The sequence below is a fragment of the Streptomyces sp. NBC_01232 genome, assembly GCF_035989885.1.
In the GTDB taxonomy this organism is placed as follows: domain Bacteria; phylum Actinomycetota; class Actinomycetes; order Streptomycetales; family Streptomycetaceae; genus Streptomyces.
On sequence record NZ_CP108518.1, the window covers coordinates 3,723,624 to 3,742,647 of the forward strand.

The 19,024-nt window shown below is 72.4% G+C and carries 19 protein-coding genes; 7 read left to right on the top strand and 12 right to left on the bottom strand.

The window, feature by feature from the left end:
• Positions 1-44: 44 nt before the first annotated feature.
• The 5 genes from OG444_RS17055 to OG444_RS17075 all read right to left on the bottom strand — a co-directional run bounded on the left by OG444_RS17055 (position 45) and on the right by OG444_RS17075 (position 6,545).
• Positions 45-1,514, bottom strand: a complete 1,470-nt coding sequence (locus OG444_RS17055) for an aldehyde dehydrogenase family protein (RefSeq protein WP_327262993.1) — start codon at positions 1,512-1,514, stop codon at positions 45-47.
• Complete coding sequence (locus tag OG444_RS17060; protein WP_327266819.1) at positions 1,511-3,250, bottom strand: N-acyl-D-amino-acid deacylase family protein; 1,740 nt, start codon at positions 3,248-3,250, stop codon at positions 1,511-1,513. Before OG444_RS17060 ends, OG444_RS17055 begins: the two co-directional genes overlap by 4 nt.
• A 316-nt stretch (positions 3,251-3,566) precedes the next feature.
• Positions 3,567-4,688, bottom strand: a complete 1,122-nt coding sequence (locus OG444_RS17065) for an LLM class flavin-dependent oxidoreductase (protein WP_327266820.1) — start codon at positions 4,686-4,688, stop codon at positions 3,567-3,569.
• 110 nt (positions 4,689-4,798) lie between these two features.
• Positions 4,799-5,584 carry an SDR family NAD(P)-dependent oxidoreductase gene (locus tag OG444_RS17070; protein WP_327262994.1) on the bottom strand — a complete coding sequence of 262 codons (786 nt, stop codon included), beginning with the start codon at positions 5,582-5,584 and terminating at the stop codon, positions 4,799-4,801.
• Positions 5,585-5,597: 13 nt separating this feature from the next.
• Entirely contained in the window at positions 5,598-6,545 is a 948-nt protein-coding gene (locus OG444_RS17075; RefSeq protein WP_327262995.1) for a TIGR03619 family F420-dependent LLM class oxidoreductase, read from the bottom strand.
• A 167-nt stretch (positions 6,546-6,712) separates the two neighbouring features.
• Between OG444_RS17075 and OG444_RS17080 the strand changes: the two genes are divergently transcribed.
• Positions 6,713-6,970: a hypothetical protein gene (locus tag OG444_RS17080; RefSeq protein ID WP_327262996.1), complete on the top strand. Its 258-nt coding sequence runs from the start codon at positions 6,713-6,715 to the stop codon at positions 6,968-6,970.
• A gap of 32 nt (positions 6,971-7,002) precedes the next feature.
• Positions 7,003-7,344, top strand: a complete 342-nt coding sequence (locus OG444_RS17085; protein ID WP_327266821.1) for a hypothetical protein — start codon at positions 7,003-7,005, stop codon at positions 7,342-7,344.
• Positions 7,345-7,357: 13 nt separating this feature from the next.
• Here the strand turns inward: OG444_RS17085 and OG444_RS17090 are convergent, their stop codons facing one another.
• From OG444_RS17090 to OG444_RS17100, 3 genes are all read right to left on the bottom strand, one after another.
• Positions 7,358-8,182 (bottom strand): hypothetical protein, encoded by an 825-nt coding sequence (locus OG444_RS17090; protein ID WP_327262997.1) that lies wholly within the window; start codon positions 8,180-8,182, stop codon positions 7,358-7,360.
• A 41-nt stretch (positions 8,183-8,223) separates the two neighbouring features.
• Positions 8,224-9,441, bottom strand: a complete 1,218-nt coding sequence (locus tag OG444_RS17095) for an ATP-binding protein (RefSeq protein WP_327266822.1) — start codon at positions 9,439-9,441, stop codon at positions 8,224-8,226.
• 98 nt (positions 9,442-9,539) lie between these two features.
• Positions 9,540-10,202: a response regulator transcription factor gene (locus OG444_RS17100; protein WP_301370197.1), complete on the bottom strand. Its 663-nt coding sequence runs from the start codon at positions 10,200-10,202 to the stop codon at positions 9,540-9,542.
• A 90-nt stretch (positions 10,203-10,292) separates the two neighbouring features.
• Here OG444_RS17100 and OG444_RS17105 point away from each other — a divergent pair, with 90 nt between their 5' ends.
• The 5 genes from OG444_RS17105 to OG444_RS17125 all read left to right on the top strand — a co-directional run bounded on the left by OG444_RS17105 (position 10,293) and on the right by OG444_RS17125 (position 14,539).
• Positions 10,293-10,796 carry a hypothetical protein gene (locus OG444_RS17105; protein ID WP_327262998.1) on the top strand — a complete coding sequence of 168 codons (504 nt, stop codon included), beginning with the start codon at positions 10,293-10,295 and terminating at the stop codon, positions 10,794-10,796.
• Complete coding sequence (locus tag OG444_RS17110) at positions 10,793-11,947, top strand: peptidoglycan-binding protein (protein WP_327262999.1); 1,155 nt, start codon at positions 10,793-10,795, stop codon at positions 11,945-11,947. The genes OG444_RS17105 and OG444_RS17110 overlap by 4 nt, the downstream gene beginning before the upstream one ends.
• Entirely contained in the window at positions 11,944-12,654 is a 711-nt protein-coding gene (locus tag OG444_RS17115) for an ABC transporter ATP-binding protein (protein ID WP_327263000.1), read from the top strand. The genes OG444_RS17110 and OG444_RS17115 overlap by 4 nt, the downstream gene beginning before the upstream one ends.
• On the top strand, positions 12,651-13,907 hold the full coding sequence (locus OG444_RS17120) for an ABC transporter permease (RefSeq protein ID WP_327263001.1): 1,257 nt from the start codon (positions 12,651-12,653) through the stop codon (positions 13,905-13,907). The genes OG444_RS17115 and OG444_RS17120 overlap by 4 nt, the downstream gene beginning before the upstream one ends.
• 188 nt (positions 13,908-14,095) lie before the next feature.
• Positions 14,096-14,539, top strand: a complete 444-nt coding sequence (locus OG444_RS17125) for an NUDIX hydrolase (RefSeq protein ID WP_327263002.1) — start codon at positions 14,096-14,098, stop codon at positions 14,537-14,539.
• 95 nt (positions 14,540-14,634) lie between these two features.
• Here OG444_RS17125 and OG444_RS17130 read toward each other — a convergent pair whose 3' ends face one another.
• The 4 genes from OG444_RS17130 to OG444_RS17145 form a co-directional block, all read right to left on the bottom strand.
• Positions 14,635-15,723, bottom strand: a complete 1,089-nt coding sequence (locus tag OG444_RS17130; protein WP_327263003.1) for a substrate-binding domain-containing protein — start codon at positions 15,721-15,723, stop codon at positions 14,635-14,637.
• A 267-nt stretch (positions 15,724-15,990) separates the two neighbouring features.
• On the bottom strand, positions 15,991-16,863 hold the full coding sequence (locus OG444_RS17135) for a trypsin-like serine peptidase (protein WP_327263004.1): 873 nt from the start codon (positions 16,861-16,863) through the stop codon (positions 15,991-15,993).
• An 84-nt stretch (positions 16,864-16,947) separates the two neighbouring features.
• Positions 16,948-17,442 carry a GNAT family N-acetyltransferase gene (locus OG444_RS17140; protein ID WP_327263005.1) on the bottom strand — a complete coding sequence of 165 codons (495 nt, stop codon included), beginning with the start codon at positions 17,440-17,442 and terminating at the stop codon, positions 16,948-16,950.
• Between the two features lie 269 nt (positions 17,443-17,711).
• The gene (locus OG444_RS17145) at positions 17,712-18,953 is read right to left on the bottom strand and encodes an amidohydrolase family protein (RefSeq protein WP_327263006.1); all 1,242 of its coding nucleotides are present in this window, start codon (positions 18,951-18,953) and stop codon (positions 17,712-17,714) included.
• Positions 18,954-19,024 lie beyond the last annotated feature (71 nt).

Sequence of the window (19,024 nt, forward strand, 5' to 3'; positions counted from 1 at the left end):
CGGGGAGCTCCCCGGCCGGCCGCCGGTCAGCCCGGTCCGCCCGGTCAGCCCGTCCAGACGATCGACTGGATCTCGCTGTAGGCGTGCAGCGCGTACGAGCCCACGTCCCGGCCCACCCCGCTGCGCTTGAAACCGCCGAAAGGGGCCTCCATGTTGCGGCCGATGGTGTTCACGCCGACCCCGCCCGCCCGCAGCCGCCGCGCCACGCGGAACGCGCGCGCCGAGTCCCCGGACCACACGTAGCTCAGCAGCCCGAAGTCGCTGTCGTTGGCGAGGCGGACCGCCTCGTCCTCGTCTCCGTCGAAGGGGACGACCACGACCACCGGGCCGAAGATCTCCTCGCGGACCACCCGCATGTCGTTCGTGCAGTCGGTGAGGAGGGTCGGCGCCACGTAGAAGCCTCGGCCGTCACCGACCACCGGGCGCTCGCCGCCGTACGCGATCCGCGCGCCCTCCTTCTTGCCCAGCTCGACGTACGACTCCACGCGGTCGCGGTGCGCCGCCGAGATCACCGGGCCGACCACCGTGCCGGCCGCCGCCGGGTCGCCGACCTTCATGAAGGCCAGATAGCCGCTGAGCTTCTCGATCAGCCGGTCGTGGACCGACCGGTGCACGATCACCCGGGTCGGAGCCGTGCAGATCTGCCCGGAGTAGAAGGAGAAGGTCGTCCCGATCCCCATCACCGCCGCGTCCAGGTCGGCGTCCTCGAAGACGATCGCCGCGCCCTTGCCGCCCAGTTCCATCAGCTGCCGCTTCATGGACCGGCCGCAGACCTCCGCAATGCGCTGCCCGACGGCCGTGGAACCGGTGAAGGACACCATGTCCACGTACGGGGAGTCGACGGCGGCCTCGCCGACCTCCGTCGACAGGCCGCCCACGACGTTCACCACGCCGGCCGGCACTCCGGCCTCGTGCAGGGCGTCCGCCATCCGGAACACCGACAGCGGGTCCTGCGGCGCCGGCTTCACCACCACCGTGTTGCCCATGGCCAGGGCCGGGGCCACCTTGCCCGCCGGGTTCGCCCACGGGTTGTTGTAAGAGGTGATGCAGGTGACCACACCGACCGGCTGGCGTACTTCCAGCGCCCCCAGGATCGACGCCCTTCCCATCGGGCCGGCCTCGGTGACCTGCGGGGGAAGACCCTTCTCGACCGGTTCCAGGGCCCCCTTCGCGTACCGGCGGAAGCGGGCGACACCGACCCCGACCTGCATGCCGCGGGCGATCCCGGTCGGCGCGCCCGTCTCGGCCTGCGCCAGCGCCGTCCACGGCTCGAACTCCCGCTGCATGACGTCCGCGGCCCGGTCGAGGATCGCCGCGCGCTCCTCGGGCTTCGTACGGGACCAGCCCTCGAAGGCCTCGGCCGCGGCGCGCGCCGCCTCCTCGACCTGCGGGCGCGAGGCCTCGGGCGCGAGCCCGACCACCGACTCGTCGGCCGGGTTGATCACCTCGTAGTGGCCGCCGGCGGGCTCGACCCACTCCCCGCCGATGTAGAGCCGCTGCGGCGCCCCGGTCATCGGGTGCTCACCGTCCTCGTGTCCCGGCCGGACCGGAGCACGATGCCCGGCACGGCTCCCGTCACCTCGTCGTCGCGGATGGTCTCCACGCCGTTGACCCGTACCGAGACGATGCCGATGGCCCGCGCGTCTAGCCGCGGGCTGTCCCCGGGCAGGTCGTGGACGAGGGTCGCGGGGCCGGCCTCGATCCGCTCCGGGTCGAAGAGGACCAGGTCGGCGTGGAAGCCCTCGGCGAGGCGGCCGCGCCCGCGCAGCCCGAACAGCTGCGCCGGGTCGTCGGTGAGCATCCGTACCGCCTGCTCCAGCGGCACCAGCCTGCGGCCGCGCAGACAGTCGCCCAGGAACCGGGTCGTGTACGGGGCTCCGCACATCCGGTCCAGGTGCGCGCCGGCGTCGGAGCCGCCGAGCATGACGTCCTCGTGCTGCCAGGTCTCCTGGCGCAGGGCCCAGCTCGCCGGGTCGTTGTCGGTGGGCATCGGCCAGAGCACCGTGCGCAGGTCGTCGTTGGCGCAGATCTCCACCAGGCAGTGGAAGGGGTCCTGGCCGCGCTCGGCGGCGATGTCGTTCACGACCCGGCCGGAGAGGCCCTCGTTCTCCTTGCTGTACGTGTCCCCGATGACGTACCGCCCGAAGTTGGCGAGGCGCCGGAAGACTCCGGCCTCCTTGCTGTCGGCGCGGCGCAGCAGCTCGGCGCGTACGCCGGCGTCGCGGAGCTTCTCGATCCGCTCGGGGACGGGCAGGCCGAGGACCTCACCCCAGCCGGGGATGAGGTTGAGCGCGCAGAACGTCCCGAGGGACATGTTCATGGGGGTGAGGATCGGCATGGTCAGCGCGACGATCCGGCCGCCGGCCTTGCGGGCGCGCTCGCTGGGGATCAGCTGGCGCGGGACCCGTTCGGGGACGGAGGCGTCGATGGTGAGGACGTTCCAGTTGAGGGGGCGGCCGGCGGCGGCGCTCATCTCCACGAACAGGTCGATCTCGTCGTCCGAGAACTGGTCGAGGCAGCCGGCGACGATCGCCTCCAGCTGGGTGCCCTCGTGTTCGGCGACGGCCTTCGACAGCGCGAGGAGCTCGGCGGAGCGGGCGTGGCGGGAGGCGACGGGGGCGCCGGAGCCGTCGGAGTGGGTGGAGGACTGGGTGGTGGACAGTCCCCAGGCGCCGGCGTTCATGGCGTCGTGGAAGAGGTCGAGCATCTGCTGCATCTGCTCGGGGGTGGGCTGGCCGCCGACGGCGTCCTCGCCCATCACGTGCCGGCGCAGGGCGCAGTGGCCGACCATGAACCCGGCGTTGACGGCGATCCGGCCCTCCAGGGCGTCGAGGTACTCGCCGAAGGTGGACCAGGTCCAGTCGACGCCCTCCTCCAGGGCCTTGAGGGCCATGCCCTCGACCTTGCTCATCATGCGGCGGGTGTAGTCGGCGTCCTCGGGGCGGGCCGGGTTCAGCGGCGCGAGGGTGAAGCCGCAGTTGCCGCCGGCGACGGTGGTCACGCCGTGGTTCATGGAGGGCGTGGCGTAGGGGTCCCAGAAGAGCTGGGCGTCGTAGTGCGTGTGGGGGTCGATGAACCCGGGGGTGAGGACCAGCCCGGTGGCGTCCTCGGTGGTGCGGGCCTCTTCGGTGACGGTGCCGGGCTCGGCGATGACGGCGATGCGGCCGTCGCGTATGCCGAGGTCCGCGACGCGGGCGGGGGCGCCGGTGCCGTCCACGACGGTCGCGCCCTTGATCAGGTGGTCGAGCATGACGTCCCTTCGCACGTGGGCCTCGCCGGCACCTCGAGCGCGGGCGGGGCTGGATCTTGCAGACTCGCCGGCGCTCGAGGCACGGGGTCCGGGGCGGCGCCCCGGGGAACCCGGCTCCGCCGGGCACCGGGCTCTGCCCGGACCCGCGCCTCGAACGCGGGCGAGGCTGAATGTGGCCCCGGCCGGTGGCCGCCCGGCCGGGGCTGGTTCCGGGGCGGCGGTCCGGGAAGACGCCGTCCCCGTTCGTGCGCCGACAGGCCGCGGCAGGCGGGGCTCCGCCCCACGCACCGCGCCTCGAACGCCGGCGGGGCCGAAATCAGGCGGACTGACGGAAGCGGGTCGTGCGGTGGACCGGGTCCGTGTCGATGTGGGGGATCACATGCTCGCCGATCAGCTTGATCGTCGTCATCGTGTCCTCCGGCGAGACGCCGGTCGGCAGACCGAAGGACAGCTGGTCCGCGCCCGCCTGCTCCCAGCGCTTGCACTGCGCGCGGACCTCCGACGGGTCGCCGCAGATCAGCAGTTCCTCGGCGATCAGCAGCTCGATGATCTCCGCGTTGTACTCCGGCAGGGTCTCGGGCCACTCGGGAATCGCCTCGGGCCGCGGGAAGGTGTCGTGGTAGCGGAAGACCAGCGACTGGAAGCGGTTCATGTTCGCGTTGACGGCGATCTCGACGGCCTTGTCGTGGGTCTCGGCGCAGATCGCGGTGGACGTGACCATGACGTTGTCGTTGACGAAGGCACCGATGGCCTTCGCCTCCCGGATGGCCGTCTTGTACTGGTCGAGGACCCACTCCATGTCGGAGACCTTCTGCACGCTGAAGCCCAGCACACCGAGGCCCTTCTTGGCCGCCATCGCGTACGAGGAGGGCGACCCGGCGGCGTACCACATGGCCGGGTGGGCCTTGCCGTACGGCTTGGGGAAGACCTTGCGCGGCGGGAGGGACCAGTGCTTGCCCTGGAAGCCCTCGTACTCCTCCTGGAGGAACATCTTGGGGAATTCCGCGATGGTCTCCTCCCAGATCTCCTTGGTGCCGTTCATGTCCTCGATGCCCGGCAGGAAGCCGAGGATCTCGTGGCTGCCCGCGCCGCGGCCGGTGCCGAATTCGAAGCGGCCCTTGGAGAGGTGGTCGAGCATGGCGACCTTCTCGGCCACCTTGACCGGGTGGTTCACCGGGGCGAGCGGGTTGAAGATGCCGGAGCCGAGGTGGATTCGCTCGGTGGCGTGGGCGAGGTACCCGAGGAACACCTCGTTCGCCGACAGGTGGGAGTACTCCTCCAGGAAGTGGTGCTCGGAGGCCCAGGCGTATTTGAAGCCGGACTTGTCCGCCTGTATGACGTACTCGGTCTCCTCGATCAGCGCCTTGTGCTCTGCCTCGGGGTCGACCTTGGACCGCGCCTCAGGCACGTATCCCTGCACAAAGAGCCCGAATTCCAAGGGGTTCACCGTCCTTTGGTTTCTGACGTTGCGTCAGATTCGATGTCTCGACTGTTCCATCGCCGGGGCCGGAGCGTCAATAGCTGACGCTCCATCAGATGACTTGCCGTCTAGAGGATGCTGACGCCCGCCATCCAGCCGCCGTCGATCACGAACGGCTGGCCGGTGATGTACGAGGAGTCCTCGCCGGTCAGGAAGAGCGCCAGCTTCGCGATCTCCTCGGGCTGCCCCACCCGCCCCATCGGGACCACCCGCTTGTAGAGCTCCGCCATGGCGTCCCTGGCCTCGTCGGTCATGTTCGCCGGGTCCAGCAGGCCCGGATTGGCCATCGGGGTGTCCACCGCGCCCGGGCACATCGCGTTGACCCGGATGCCCTTGCCCGCCAGCTCCAGCGCGGCCACCCGCGTGAGGCCGAGGATCGCCGCCTTGGTCGCGGCGTAGGTGCCGACGTACGCCATGCCCGTCAGGCCCGTGTACGAAGAGGTGTTGACGATGGTGCCGCCGCCCGCCGCCTCGATCTCGGGGGCCACCGTCTTGATACCGAGGAAGGCGCCCACCTGGTTGACCTGGACCACCTGCTGGAACTCCTCCAGCGGGGTCGCGGTCAGCTCGTTGAAGCGCAGGATGCCCGCGTTGTTGACCAGGCCGTCGACCGGGCCGAAGGTCTCCTTCGCGACGGCGATCGCGGCCGCCCAGTCCTCCTCGCGGCTCACGTCCATCCGTACGTACCGCGCCCGGTCCTCGCCGATGTCCTTGGCCACCGCCGCGCCCTGCTCGTCCAGTACGTCCCCGAGGAGCACCGAGGCCCCCTCGGCCGCGAAGAGCCGGGCCTCCTGCTCGCCCTGACCGCGTGCCGCGCCCGTGATGATGACGACGCGCCCGTCCAGCTTGCCCATGGTCCGTCAGCCCCTAGTCGTTGAGGTGGGGGGCCACCTCGGCCCCGAAAGCGGTGATCTGGTCCACGAGTTCGGCGCGGTCGCGGCTGCGGAAGCGCACCTGGATCTGGTCGACGCCGAGCGCCCCGTACTCCCGGAGGGACTCGGCGAGCGCCTCCGCCTTGCCCGTGAGGGTGCGCCGGCCGGTGTCCCAGCCGGGCTCGCCGACGTACAGCGCCTCGGTGATCGCGCCGAACTCGATGGGGTCGGTGACCCCCGCCGCCTCGCGGAGCTCCTTGATCCGGGCGATCTGCGCCGGGAGCTTCTCGCGCGGGTCGCCCTGCGGCAGCCAGCCGTCCCCGCGGACGGCGGCGCGGCGCACGGCGGCCGGCGAGGAACCGCCGACCCAGACGGGGATCCGTTCCTGTGCGGGCCGCGGCAGCTGGCCGAGGTCCTTGAAGGAGAACAGCTCGCCCTCGAACTCCGGGTACTCCTCGGGCCCCAGCGCCGCCCGCAGCGCGTCCAGGGTCTCGTCCAGGACGGCCCCGCGGCGCGCGAAGTCCACGCCGAGGATCTCGAACTCCTCCTGGACGTGCCCGGCGCCCACCCCGAGGATTAGCCGGCCGCCGGAAAGGTGGTCGAGGGTGGCGTACTGCTTGGCGCTGAGCAGCGGGTGGCGCAGGCCCAGGATCGCGACGTGGCTCAGCAGCCGCACGTGCTCGGTGATGCCGGCGAGGAAGGACAGGGTCGCCACCGGGTCGTACCAGACGGTGCTCATGGGGCCGGCGAGCCGCCGCGGGATGGCCACGTGGTCGCAGGTGGCCACGTACCCGAAGCCGGCCCGGTCGGCGGCCCGCGCGATCGCGGCGAGATCGGCGGCGGTGGCCGAGGCCTCCCAGGGCTCGGCGTAGATGGTGCTCTGCGACTGGACCGGGAGCTGCATCCCGTGGACCAGCCGACCTTCGGGAAATACGCGCGCCATGGCGGGCCCGCCTCGCCTTCGTCTGCCGATTCGTCATATCGATGCCGGGCCATCGTCGTAGCTGACGAGTCGTCAGACAAGAGGGCCGACGCGGATCTCGCAGGTCTCGCGCATTTGCGGGTACGGGTGCGTACCCGTACCCTTGAAGGATGGGAAGGAGCGCCACGATGGCCGACGCCAACATCCGCATCCCCGAGGAAGCCAAGGACAGACTCGCCGCCATAGCTGCCGCCGAGGGCCTGTCGCTGCGCGCCTACCTCGCCCGGCTCGCCGAGACGCTGCTCACGCCGGCCGAGCGGGCCGAGCGGGCCGAGCAGGCCCGCACCGCGCTGCACTCGTGGACGGGCTACGCCCCGACCGACTCCGAACAGCGGGACCTGGACGCCGAATTGGACCGGCGCCTCGCGGAGTCGTGGGAGCGGTGAGGGAAACACACATTGTGCTGGACGAGACGGCCATGCTGGCAGCGGGCCGGGGCAACGTCCTGGTCTCCCGGCTCATCCACCGCGTGCATGCCGAAGCGGGCTGGTTCCTCTACGCCCCCTCCTGCGCACTGGTGGAAGCGGACCGGGCCCGGCCCGGTACGGCGGAGCACCTCGCAGCACTGCCGGGCATCACCATCCTCGACCTGGACCTGCCTGCCGCACTGGCCGTCGCACGCCAGGAGACCTGGGCCGCGGCGCACAGCCGGTACGCGGCCCAGCCCACGCCCGACCGGCCCGACGGAGCCGTCGTCGCCACCACGGACCCCGGGCGGTGGAAGGGCGAGCCGGTCCGCGTCCTGGACCTGGGCACCTGACCGGCCGCGCGCGTCAGAAGCCTTCCGGCCCCATCACGATGACCGGCTTCGCCGCCGGGTCGAGGGTCTCCAGGACCTTCTTCATGGCCTCCTTCGGGATGCCGACGCAGCCCTGCGAGGGGCCGTCGTGGTCCACGTGCAGCCAGATGTTGCCGCCCTTGTCCTCGCCGTCCGGCTTGACCGGGTCCAGCGGGGACCTGCCGGGCCTGCGGTTGAAGTCGATGGCGACGACGTAGTCGAAGGAGCCCGCCAGGGACTCGCCGTTCACCCCGAGGCCGGTGGCGACGAAGCCGCTGTCCCGGTCGTACGGGAGCCGGGTGCCGGGCGGCTTCGGCAGCAGGCCACCCGCGTCGGTGAGCGCGAAGACGCCCTGCGGCGAGGTCAGGTCGCCGTACGTGCGCTCGCCGGACCAGCCGTTGGCCCCGTTGCGGGCCGGCCAGCTGTCGGCCCGGACCCAGTCGGCGCCGGGCGCGGGGCGCGTGTAGAAGGTGGCGGTGGACTCCGAGGAGTCGGCGGCCCGGCCGGTGACCAGGATGAGCTGGAGCGACTCGGCCGGGATCCGGGCCCTGGTCTGCTCGCTGACACCGGTCAGGCCCTGCAGGGCGGCGGCGCGCTGGGCGGCCGCCCGCTGGACGTCACGCGCGGCACGGTCCTCGGCCTGCGGCCGGGCGTCCGCGCGGGCCTGCGGCCGGGCACCGGCGGCCTTGTCCGGGTCCTGGGCCACATACACCCAGCCGACCGTGAAGGCCGCCAGGCCGAGGACGGCGGCCACGGCCACGCGGCGGGTCGCACGGGTCCTGCGGGACGGGCGGGAGCGGGCTCGGGCGTGCTTGCTCATTCGACCGACCGTACATCAGCAGGCCCCCGGAGCCCGGGTGGTCAGGGCGTGCGCGCCTCATCGGGCCCCGGGAAGCGGACGCGGACCGTCAGCCCGCCCTCCGGGCCCGGATTGGCCTCGGCCGTCAGCTCCGCCCCGTGCGCCCGTGCGATCGACGCCACGATCGAGAGCCCCAGCCCCGCGCCCTCACCTGCGGTGTGCTGCCGCTCGGCGCGCCGGCGGAACGGCTCCAGCAGCCCCGGCACGTCCTTGGGGGCGATCACCGGGCCGGTGTTCGACACCGTCAGTTCCCCGTCGGCGGAGGTCGCCACGCTGATCCGGCCCCCGGCACGGTTGTGACGTACCGCATTGGCCAGCAGATTCCCCAGCAGGTGCCCCAGCAGGGTCCGGTCCCCCGTCACGGTCAGCGGTGCGAAGGTCCGTTCGACGGTCAGTCCCTGCTGCGGACAGGCCGCCAGCCCGGCCGCCGCGAGCGCCGCCAGGTCCACCGGACCGGTCGATTCCAGCCCCTGCTCCGAGACCGCGAGCAGCAGCAGCGACTCGATGAGGTGCTCGCTGGACTCGGCGACACCGATCAGCTTGGCGCGGATCCGGGCGACCTTCTCCGGCGACGGGTCACCGGCCAGCCCGATCTCCGCCGCCGCCCGCTGCACGGCGAGCGGGGTGCGCAGTTCGTGCGCCGCGTTCGCCGCGAACCGCCGCTGCGCGGAGACCAGCTGCTCCATCCGCCCCAGCATCGCGTCGAAGGTGTCGGCGAGCTGCTTGAGCTCGCCGGGCGGGGCCTCGAGGGAGATCCGCTCGTCCAGGTTCTCCCCGGACAGGCGGCGTGCGGTCTCGGTGATCACGCCGACGGGGCGCAGCACCCGGCCGGCCATCCACCACGCGAGCCAGATCGACAGCACGGCGAAGACGGCCAGCGCGAGGAGGGAGTACATCAGCAGCCGGTGCCGGGTCGCGTCGGTGACGGCGTCCGAGAGGTTCTGGGTGTACGCGTAGGTCTTGAGCTGCTCGGCGGTGGGGGGCCTGCCCGAGGGCAGCGCCTTCGCCGGTTCGCAGGCACAGCCCGGGGCGAGCGTCCGGCCGGGGACGGGCCCGGGCGACGGGACGGCGTAGGCCGGGCCGACGGTACGGACGGCCCCGCTCACGCTCGCGTAGAGGCCCTGGCCGACCAGGACGTAGACCAGCGCCACCAGGCCGCCGCCCGCGAGGAGCAGCAGCGAGCCGTACAGGGCGGTGAGGCGGCCGCGCTCGGTCCGCAGCAGTCTCCCCGGCGCGCGGCCCGTGCCGTGCGTGCCGGCCGTGCTGCCCCTGCTGCCCCTGCTGCCCCGCCCGGTGCGGACCCGCATCCGGCGCCCGCTCACCGGGCGGCGATCCGGTAGCCCGCGCCCGGCACGGTCTCGATCAGCGGCGGCTCGCCCAGCTTGGCGCGGAGCTTGCTGAGGGTGACCCGGACGGCATTGGTGGAGTAGCTGGTGTCCTGCTCCCACACCTGCTCGATCAGGTCGTCGTTGCTGACGACGGCGCCCTCGGCGCGCAGCAGCGCCTCCAGCACCGCGAACTCCTTGCGGGACAGCGCGAGCCGGTGCCCGTCGCGGGTGGCGCTGCGCCGGGCGGTGTCGACGGCGACCCCGGCGCGCTCCAGTACGGGCGGCAGTGCGGGGCGGGCCCGCCGGCCGAGGGCCAGGACGCGGGCGAGGAGCTCGTCGTAGGCGAAGGGCTTGGTGAGGTAGTCGTCGGCGCCGAGACCCAGGCCCTCGACGCGGTCCCGTACGGTCCCGGAGGCGGTCAGCATCAGGACGCGGGTCAGCAGCCGCTCACGCACGACCTGACGGCAGACCTCGTCGCCGTGCAGGCCGGGCAGGTCGCGGTCCAGGACGAGGACGTCGTACTCGCCCAGGCGCAGGCGGCGCAGGGCCTCCGGGCCGTCGCTCGCCTCGTCGACGGCGAGCGCGTCGCGGCGCAGCCCCTCGGCGATCATCTCCCGGAGGAATTCCTCGTCCTCCACCACCAGTACGCGCATGGCGTCCTCTTTACCCGAGATCGGCATTTCGCCGTTGTAAGCAGGGTGCGAGAGGGAAGCGAAAGGCCCCTTCACCGCAGGCTCGGGCCCATGAAGCGATCCCTGATCATGACCACGGCCGCGGTCGTCACCGGGCTGACCCTGTTCGCCACCGCCTGCGCCAACGACTCGTCGGCGGGGAAGAAGGACTCCTCCGCCGGCACGGGCGGCGGCAGTGCAGGCGGCAGCGACGGCTCGGTGGCCGACAACGCCGTGAAGATGCGCCAGTGCCTGCGCGAGCACGGCATAGACGTGCCCGACCCCGAGCCCGGCCAGGACCCGCGCGGGATGACGCTGGGCGGGGACGCCGACCCGCAGAAGATGCAGGAGGCCATGAAGTCCTGCGGCATGAGCACCGGCTCGGGCGCCGGACGGGAGCCCACGCAGGAGGAGAAGGACAAGGAGCTGGAGTGGATCCGGTGCATGCGCGAGAACGGGGTCGCCCTCAAGGACCCTGAGTACCACGAGGGCGGCATGAAGAGCGCCACCGAGATCCCCAAGGGGCAGGAGAAGGCCTTCGAGGAGGCCCAGAAGAAGTGCGACACGGCCCGATGAGGAAGCGGGCCAAGTGGCTGCTGGGCTCGCTGGCGGCCGTACTGGCCGTCTCGGGCGGCGGCTGGGCCGTCGTCGCGCAGCCGCAGCGCGACGCCGCCGGACAGGAACGGCGCGAGGCCGGCGGGCTGCCGCCCGCCACGGCGCCGGTCAAGCGCGGCGACCTCAGCTCGGGCCTCCAGGCGGAGGGCACCCTCGGCTACGCGCAGGAGCGCAAGCTGAACGCGGGCGGGCCCGGCGTGCTGACGTGGGTCGCGGGGCAGGGCTCGGCGGTGGAGCGGGACGGGAAGCTGTACGAGGTCAACGGCCGGGCGGTGCGGCTCATGTACGGGTCTACGCCGATGTACCGGCCGCTGCGGACCGGGGACAAGGGCGAGGACGTCAAGCAGCTCAAGCGCAATCTGCAGGCCCTCGGCCACGGCACCGGGCTCGACCCGCAGGACGGCGTCTTCACGGCGGGTACGGCCACGGCGGTCAAGCGGTGGCAGAAGGCGCACAGGGCGACGGAGACGGGCGAGGTCGGCAAGGAGGACGTCGCCTTCGCCTCGGGTCCGCAGCGGGTGCGCGGCAACGACGCGGCGGTCGGCGACGAGCTCGTGCCGGGCAAGCCGGTGCTGACGGTGACGGGCACCGAGCGGATCGTCCGCTTCCAGCTGGAGCCCGCGAAGGCGGGCACGGCCAAGCCCGGCGACCCGGTGACCGTACGGCTGCCGGGCGGCGCGAGCGCCACCGGGCGGATCGACTCGGTGGGCGGCTCCGCCGGGCCCGACGACAAGGGCGACGGCGGCGCGGGTGGCGGCGGCGGCGCGGGTGGCGGCGGTGGCGCGGGTGGCGGCGGTGGCGCGGGTGGCGGTGGCGGCGACAAGAAGGCCAAGGTCGAGGTGGTCGTCACCTTCGACAGCCCCGCCGAGGTCCGCGCACCGGACCAGTCCCCGGTGACCGTCGGCCTGACCGGCGAGACCCGCAAGGGCGTGCTCTCCGTACCGGTCAACGCGCTGCTCGCGCTCACGGGCGGCGGCTTCGGCGTCCAGGTCGTGGAGGACGGCCGGGCCCGCGAGGTCCCGGTCGAGCTGGGCATGTTCGGCAATGGCCGGGTCGAGGTGACCGGCGACGCCCTCAAGGAGGGCATGCAGGTGGGGATCCCGAAGCTGTGACGGCCACGACGCACCCCGAACCGGTCGTGGAACTGACCGGAGTCACCAAGGAGTACCCGGGCGGGGTCACGGCCCTGCGCGGGGTCGACCTGACCGTCACCCCCGGCGAACTGCTCGCCATCGTCGGCCCGTCGGGTTCCGGCAAGTCCACCCTGCTGCACATCGTCGGCACCCTGGACCGCCCGACGGCGGGCGGCGTACGGATCGCCGGGTACGACATCGCGGCCCTCTCGGACCGTTCGCTCTCGGCCCTGCGGTCCCGGCATGTCGGTTTCGTCTTCCAGTCCTTCCACCTGGTGGCGGGCATCAGCGCCCGGGCGAACGTCGCCGAGGGGCTGCTGTACAGCGGCCTCTCGCGGACCGAGCGCCTGCGCCGGGCGGCCGAGTCACTGGAACGGGTCGGCCTCGGGGACCGGATGGACCACCGGCCGCACGAGCTGTCCGGAGGTCAGAAGCAGCGGGTGGCCATCGCCCGGGCGGTCGCGGGAGCGCCGGACCTGCTGCTGGCCGACGAGCCGACGGGCGCGCTGGACACGGCGTCCGGGGAGTCCGTGATGGAGCTGCTGCGCGAGCTGAACCGGGACGGGGCCACCATCGCCGTGATCACCCACGACCAGGAGATCGCGGCGAGCCTGCCGCGGCAGGTGCGGATCCGCGACGGGGAGATCGTCGCGGACGTGCGCGGCCATGCGGGGGTGGCGTCATGAGCCGCACCACCAGCCGCACCACCTCCCGTACGGGAGCGGGTGCGCGGGCCCGCACCCGCGCCCGGCGGCTGAGCCCGCCGAGGCTGTCCCCGCGGGACGTCCTGCACGTCGGGTCGGCGGGCCTGCGCTCCCGCCCGATGCGAGTGTTCCTGTCCGCGCTCGGCATCGCCATCGGCATCGCGACGATGATCGCGGTGGTCGGGATCTCCTCCTCCAGCCAGGCGAAACTGCTGCGGGAGCTCGACAGGCTCGGCACCAACATGCTCGTGGCGAAGCCGGGCGAGGGGATGTTCACCGGCCAGGACACCAAGCTGCCCAAGGACGCCCCCGGCATGATCTCCCGGATCGCGGGGGTCGAGTCGGTCGGCACCACCGGGGATGTGGCCGAGTCCGTACGCCGGTCGGAGAACATCCCGAAGGGGGAGACGGGCGGCATCGTGCTCAAGGCGGCCAAGGACGACCTGCTGGGTACCCTGCGCGCGCGGATGGCGAGCGGCACCTGGCTCAACGCGGCCAACGGCCGCTACCCGTCGGTGGTCCTCGGGGACGTCTCCGCGCGCCGGCTCGGCATCACCGAACCGGGCCAGCAGGTCTTCATCGGCGGCCGGTACTTCACGGTGATCGGGATCCTGGAGCCGATCCCGCTGGCCCCGGAGATCGAGCGCTCCGCGCTCATCGGGTGGGACGCGGCCGAGCAGCTGCTGGGCTTCGGCGGTCACCCGACGGCGGTGTACGAGCGGTCGGCGGACGACCGGGTGGCGGCGGTCCGGAAGCTGATCCCCCCGACGGCCAACCCGCAGACCCCGAGCGCGGTGCAGGTCAGCGACCCTTCGGCGGCGCTCCAGGCGAAGGCGGCCACGGAGGGCGCGTTCAGCACGCTGCTGCTGGGGCTGGGCGGGATCGCCCTGCTGGTGGGCGGGGTCGGAGTGGCCAACACCATGATCATCTCGGTGCTGGAGCGGCGCCACGAGATCGGCCTGCGGCGGTCACTGGGCGGCACGAAGGGCCAGATCCGGATCCAGTTCGTGACGGAGTCCCTGCTGCTGTCCGGCCTCGGCGGCCTGGCGGGCATCGCCCTGGGCGGCGCGGCCACGGCGGTGTACGCCCGCGCCGGCGACCTGCCTTGGGTGGTCCCGCTCTGGGCGGTGACCGGCGGCTTCGCCTCGACGCTGGTGATCGGCACCCTGGCCGGGCTCTACCCGGCGGTGCGCGCGGCCGGACTGTCGCCGACGCTGGCGCTGGCGGCGGCGTAGCGGACCGGGGGCCGGGGTCGGCGGGTCGGCGGGTCGGCGGGTCGGCGGTCGGAGCTGATGCCCGGCGCCGACGGTCGGCACCGGCAGTCGGCACCCGGGCGGTTCCGGGGGACGGGGCGGGCAAACAGCGGTAAAAGCCCAGGTGCAAGCCCATCCCCCGGAACCGATCACCGGCGTACATTGAATCGATGATGCGAACTCCACGTCACGCAGCGCGCGTTGTCATCCTGTCCCCCGCCGGGTCCGTGTTCCTCTTCCGCGAGGACAACGTGGAGGTGGGCATCCACTGGCTGCCGCCCGGCGGCGGCATCGATCCCGGCGAGAGCCCCGAGGACTGCGTGCGGCGGGAGCTGCGCGAGGAGACCGGGTGGACCGACCTGGAGCCCGAGCGGCTGCTCTGCACCTGGGAGCACGACTTCACGCACCAGGGGATCCCCGTCCGCCAGCACGAGCACATCTACGTCACCACGGGCCCCCACCGCGAGCCGGTGCTCGAAGCCCCCGGCATCCACTGGCAGTGGCTCACCCCGCAGCGCCTGGCCACCCTGGGCGAACCCCTGTGGCCCCCGCGCCTGCCGGATCTCCTGGCCGACGCCCGGACGGAGCCGGTCCACCTGGGGCTGCTGGCCTAGGGGGCGGCCCCTGTCCTGGGCCGGTCGGCCCCTCTCCGGGGACTCCGCTCGGAGCAAGTGCCGGCGGCGGGGGCGGAGCCCCGCCCGCCTGCGCCCTATTCCAGACCGATCGCGTCGCAAGTGGCCTTGAGGGCCTCGGTGCAGATCTCGTCGACGGTGAAAACGTTGTCAAGGACCAGGGTGCTCCTGATGTTGTCGCGGGTCACGGACACGCCGAGGATGAGGACGGAGGGGACTCGCTTGGTGGTGGGGCTGCTGACCACCTGGTTGATGACTCCGTCGATCCTGTCGCCCTGGGCGAGAAGGACGGCGATCTCGGCCGCGGCCTCGGCCTCGCGGGAGTAGGGCTTGTAGACGCTCATGAACTGCTCGCCCGCCACGATCCGCTGCACGGCGGCGAGCTCGGTGTCCTGACCGGTGACCGGCGGCAGGGGGGAGACACCGGCGGCCTTGAGGGCGGAGATGATTCCGCCGGCCATGCCGTCGTTGGCGGAATAGACGCCAACGATCTTGTCCTTGCCGAGTGCGGAGATCGCCGCCGACATGTTGGCGCTCGCGTTCTCCCGCTTCCACTCGGCGGTGTCGTACTCCTTGCCGATGTTCACCTTGCCCTCGAGGACGGCGCGGGCGCCGTCCTTGTAGCGGGCGGCGTTCGGGTCCGTGAGGGCGCCGTGCATCATGACTATCTTCCCGCTCTTGGCTCTGTCGCCCAGGGAATCCAGCAGGGTCTTGCCCTGGAGGCGGCCGATGTCCTCGTTGTCGAAGGAGACGTACGCATCGACCGGGCCCTCGGCCAGGCGGTCGTAGGCGACGACCGGGATGCCCGCCGCCTTGGCCTTCGCCACCGCGCCGGCGATCGCCTTGGAGTCCACCGCGTCGACGACCAGGACATCGACCTTGCTCTCGATCATCGCGTCGGCCTGGGCGTTCTGCTTGGCCGCGTCCCCCATCGCGTTGGCGTAGACCACCTTGCCCTTGCCGAGGGTCAGCATGGAGACCTTCTTCTCCATCAGCGGCTTGTCGAACTTCTCGTACCGCGCGGTCTCGTTCTCGGGGAGCAGCAGGCCGATCGTGACGCTGTTGCTCCCGCTCGAGCTGACCTCCTCGGTGGTGCCGCAGGCGGTGAGGGTGGCGGCGAGCGCCAGCACGGTCAGAGCAGTAGGGGTGCGCAGATACGGGTTCATGCGGTGGGACCTCCCTGACGTGGCCGATTTCGTACGGCCGAGGTGGCGCGGAACGCCCTGCCCTTTCCGCTGAGCGGGAGGGTACCGTCCGCCCGCGGGAGCGTGGACGGCGGCCGGGACCGAACTCCACCGAGCACTGTCCCGGGGCGACGGGCCGGCCACTGCCAAGCCCTGGTCACCCTCGCCCGCCTACGACTCCGGCTCCCCACCTGACGTTGAAGACCGAGGACAACGCGGGCTCGGCCGACAGGATCCGGAAGGGACGGCCTAGCCCGCCTGAGCCTTGGTGGTTGCGGTCTTGGCGGTGGCCTTGGTGTACAGCTGGGCCGCGTACTCGCCGAGGACCGTGCTGGTCGACACGTCGTCCGTCTCCCCGCCCGTGAGGATGCCGACGATCTTCCCGTCGCGGGCGATCCACGCGCTGCCGCTGGTGCCGCCCGGGAAGTCGGCGCAGTCGAAGCGCTGCTGGGTCGCGCTCTCGCGGACGGCGACCGACGTGCAGGTGCGGGGGATCTTGCGGTCGGCGGGGTAACCGGTCACGGTCACCTCCTCGCCCGCGCGGCCGCTGGTGTCGAGCACGGCCGCGCCGGTCACGTCCTCGATGGTGCGGCCCTTGTCGTCCGGGGCGAGGCGCGCGAAGGCGAGGTCGTAGTCGTCGTCCGTGCCCTCGGCCCAGCGGTCGTCCTCGAAGACCTGCTCGATCTTCCATGTGCCGTACGGGGCGAAGCCGTTGGCGTAGGCGGGGGCGAAGACGGCGCTGCCGCCGCTCTGGTCCCCCTCGAGCAGGCAGTGCCCGGCAGTGATGATCAGGTTCCGGCCGGGGCTGCTCACCACGGTGGCGGTGCAGAAGTGGTCACTGTCCAGGCCGTCGGTGAACAGGGCCCCGGTGAAGGCTGCGGGCCCGCCGGGCGGCGGGGTGACGGCCGGCGGCAGGGTGGTGCCGGGGAGCGGGGTGAGCTGGGGCTTCGCGGCTTGCGATCGCGACGACGGTCCCGTCGGCGAAGCGGACGGCGCGGCTTTCGCGCGTACGGGCGGGACCCCTTCGGGTGGCGGCGCGAGCTTGGCCACCGCGGCCGACGCCCCCAGAGCCGCCATCGCGCACAGCACCGCCGTCACGACGGTCCGCTTGTCCACCGGCATGATCATCCTTCCGCTTCACCCTGGCGAAGCATGCCCCGGCGGCAGGTGCGGTTGCAAGAACGCGGACGGCTTCCGGCCCCCTCCTCACACGGGTCCGGCCTGCAGATCACATACGAGGCGCAGGCCCGGACGGCCGTCCAGATCGATCTCGCCGACGGGTACGAATCCGGTACGGGCCAGCACTGCGCGCGAAGCGGGGTTGTCGAGCGTGGTGACCGCGCGCAGCCCGGTCAGTCCGTACTGCGCGACCGCGAGGCCCCGGGCCTCGCGGACCGCGGCCGTCGCCAGGCCCCGGCCGGCGGCGCGCTCCGCGATCCGGTACCCGAGCTCGGCCGAACCGTCGGCCGCGTCGACGAGGTTGACCCGGCCCACGATCTCGCCGTCGTCCTCCACCAGCACGTGGAAGAAGCACAGCCCGGCGGCCTGCTCGGCCAGCAGCGAGGCGTGCCGCTCGTCGAAGCGGTCGAAGTACTGATCGCCGCGGTCGGGCACGGAGGCGGCGAAGTAGGCCCGGTTCTCCCGCTCGAACGCGAGCAGGGCCGGGGCGTGGTCGAGGCGGAGCAACTGGAGTCGGGGCACGGCCCGATGCTAGGCCGACTCCCGGCCGCGCGCCGGGACGAACCCTCGGGGCTGCCGCCGGCCGCGTGACCCGGCCAGGTGTGCGCGGGCGGGGTGGCGGCTGGACGGCGAGGTCTGCCGCGGGGGCGGCACGGGATCCTCCGGCGGGCTCGGTTCGGTGTGGCGGTCCCGGCCTCACCCGCCTGGACCCGGCCTCACCGAACCGGCTCCCTCCCCGGATCCGGCGTCGGCACGATCCCTCCCTCCCCCTGCGGGGGAAGCCCCTCGTCCTACGGGCGCGCGGTCACGCCCCCCGGCCCCGCCCACAGGCCGTCCGCCGTGAGGCCGAGCAGGTCGATCGCGTTGCCGCGCACGATGCGGTCCACCACGTCCGGCGCCAGGTGTCCCATCTGGGCCTCGCCGACCTCGCGGGACTTGGGCCAGGTCGAGTCCGAGTGGGGGTAGTCCGTCTCGTACAGGACGTTGGCGACACCGATCGAGTCGAGGTTCTTCAGGCCGAACGCGTCGTCGAAGAAGCAGCCGAAGACGTGCTCGGCGAAGAGCTCCGACGGCGGGCGCAGCACCTTGTCCGCGACCCCGCCCCAGCCCCGGTTCTCCTCCCAGACCACGTTCGCGCGCTCCAGGATGTACGGGATCCAGCCGATCTGGCCCTCCGCGTACATGATCTTCAGGTTGGGGAAGCGCTCGAACTTGCCGCTCATCAGCCAGTCGACCATCGAGAAGCAGCAGTTGGCGAAGGTGATGGTGGAGCCGACCGCGGGCGGGGCGTCCGCGGAGGTGGACGGCATGCGGGAGGAGGAGCCGATGTGCATGGCGATGACCGTGCCGGTCTCGTTGCACGCCTCCAGCAAGGGGTCCCAGTCGTCCGTGTGGATGGAGGGGAGGCCCAGGTGCGGGGGTATCTCGGAGAAGGCGACCGCGCGCACGCCGCGTGCGGCGTTGCGGCGGACCTCGGCGGCGGCCAGACGGGCGTCCCAGAGCGGGATCAGGGTGAGGGGGATCAGACGGCCGCGGGCGTCGGGGCCGCACCACTCCTCCACCATCCAGTCGTTGTAGGCCCGTACGCCGAGGAGGCCCAGCTCGCGGTCCTTGGCCTCGGTGAAGGTCTGGCCGCAGAAGCGGGGGAAGGTCGGGAAGCAGAGGGCGGACTGGACGTGGTTGACGTCCATGTCCGCGAGCCGGTCGGGAACCGAGAAGGACCCCGGGCGCATCTGCTCGTAGGTGATGACTTCCAGCTTGATCTCATCGCGGTCGTACCCGACAGCCGTGTCGAGTCGGGTGAGCGGCCGGTGCAGGTCCTCGTACACCCACCAGTCGCCGATGGGGCCGTCGTCGCCCTTGGCCCCCATGACGGGAGCGAACTTGCCGCCGAGGAAGGTCATTTCCTTCAACGGGGCGCGGACGACTCGGGGCCCGATGTCGCGGTACTTGGACGGGAGCCGGTCCCGCCAGACGTGGGGGGGCTCCACCGTGTGGTCGTCCACCGAGATGATCTTCGGGAAGGTCTCCATGACCCATACGGTAGCGCTGATCTGACGAACCGTCAGCTAGTTGGTCCGTGATCGGTCAACTACGGGCTGAC

What these genes read in the sequence shown, in the direction of transcription:
- OG444_RS17125 (WP_327263002.1), top strand. Translation starts at nt 14,096, where the DNA reads ATGATGCGAACTCCACGTCACGCAGCGCGCGTTGTCATCCTGTCCCCC.
- OG444_RS17080 (WP_327262996.1), top strand. Translation starts at nt 6,713, where the DNA reads ATGGCCGACGCCAACATCCGCATCCCCGAGGAAGCCAAGGACAGACTC.
- OG444_RS17120 (WP_327263001.1), top strand. Translation starts at nt 12,651, where the DNA reads ATGAGCCGCACCACCAGCCGCACCACCTCCCGTACGGGAGCGGGTGCG.
- OG444_RS17090 (WP_327262997.1), bottom strand. Translation starts at nt 8,182, where the DNA reads ATGAGCAAGCACGCCCGAGCCCGCTCCCGCCCGTCCCGCAGGACCCGT.
- OG444_RS17130 (WP_327263003.1), bottom strand. Translation starts at nt 15,723, where the DNA reads ATGAACCCGTATCTGCGCACCCCTACTGCTCTGACCGTGCTGGCGCTC.
- OG444_RS17060 (WP_327266819.1), bottom strand. Translation starts at nt 3,250, where the DNA reads ATGCTCGACCACCTGATCAAGGGCGCGACCGTCGTGGACGGCACCGGC.
- OG444_RS17145 (WP_327263006.1), bottom strand. Translation starts at nt 18,953, where the DNA reads ATGGAGACCTTCCCGAAGATCATCTCGGTGGACGACCACACGGTGGAG.
- OG444_RS17135 (WP_327263004.1), bottom strand. Translation starts at nt 16,863, where the DNA reads ATGCCGGTGGACAAGCGGACCGTCGTGACGGCGGTGCTGTGCGCGATG.
- OG444_RS17070 (WP_327262994.1), bottom strand. Translation starts at nt 5,584, where the DNA reads ATGGGCAAGCTGGACGGGCGCGTCGTCATCATCACGGGCGCGGCACGC.
- OG444_RS17075 (WP_327262995.1), bottom strand. Translation starts at nt 6,545, where the DNA reads ATGGCGCGCGTATTTCCCGAAGGTCGGCTGGTCCACGGGATGCAGCTC.
- OG444_RS17055 (WP_327262993.1), bottom strand. Translation starts at nt 1,514, where the DNA reads ATGACCGGGGCGCCGCAGCGGCTCTACATCGGCGGGGAGTGGGTCGAG.
- OG444_RS17105 (WP_327262998.1), top strand. Translation starts at nt 10,293, where the DNA reads ATGAAGCGATCCCTGATCATGACCACGGCCGCGGTCGTCACCGGGCTG.
- OG444_RS17085 (WP_327266821.1), top strand. Translation starts at nt 7,003, where the DNA reads ATGCTGGCAGCGGGCCGGGGCAACGTCCTGGTCTCCCGGCTCATCCAC.
- OG444_RS17100 (WP_301370197.1), bottom strand. Translation starts at nt 10,202, where the DNA reads ATGCGCGTACTGGTGGTGGAGGACGAGGAATTCCTCCGGGAGATGATC.
- OG444_RS17110 (WP_327262999.1), top strand. Translation starts at nt 10,793, where the DNA reads ATGAGGAAGCGGGCCAAGTGGCTGCTGGGCTCGCTGGCGGCCGTACTG.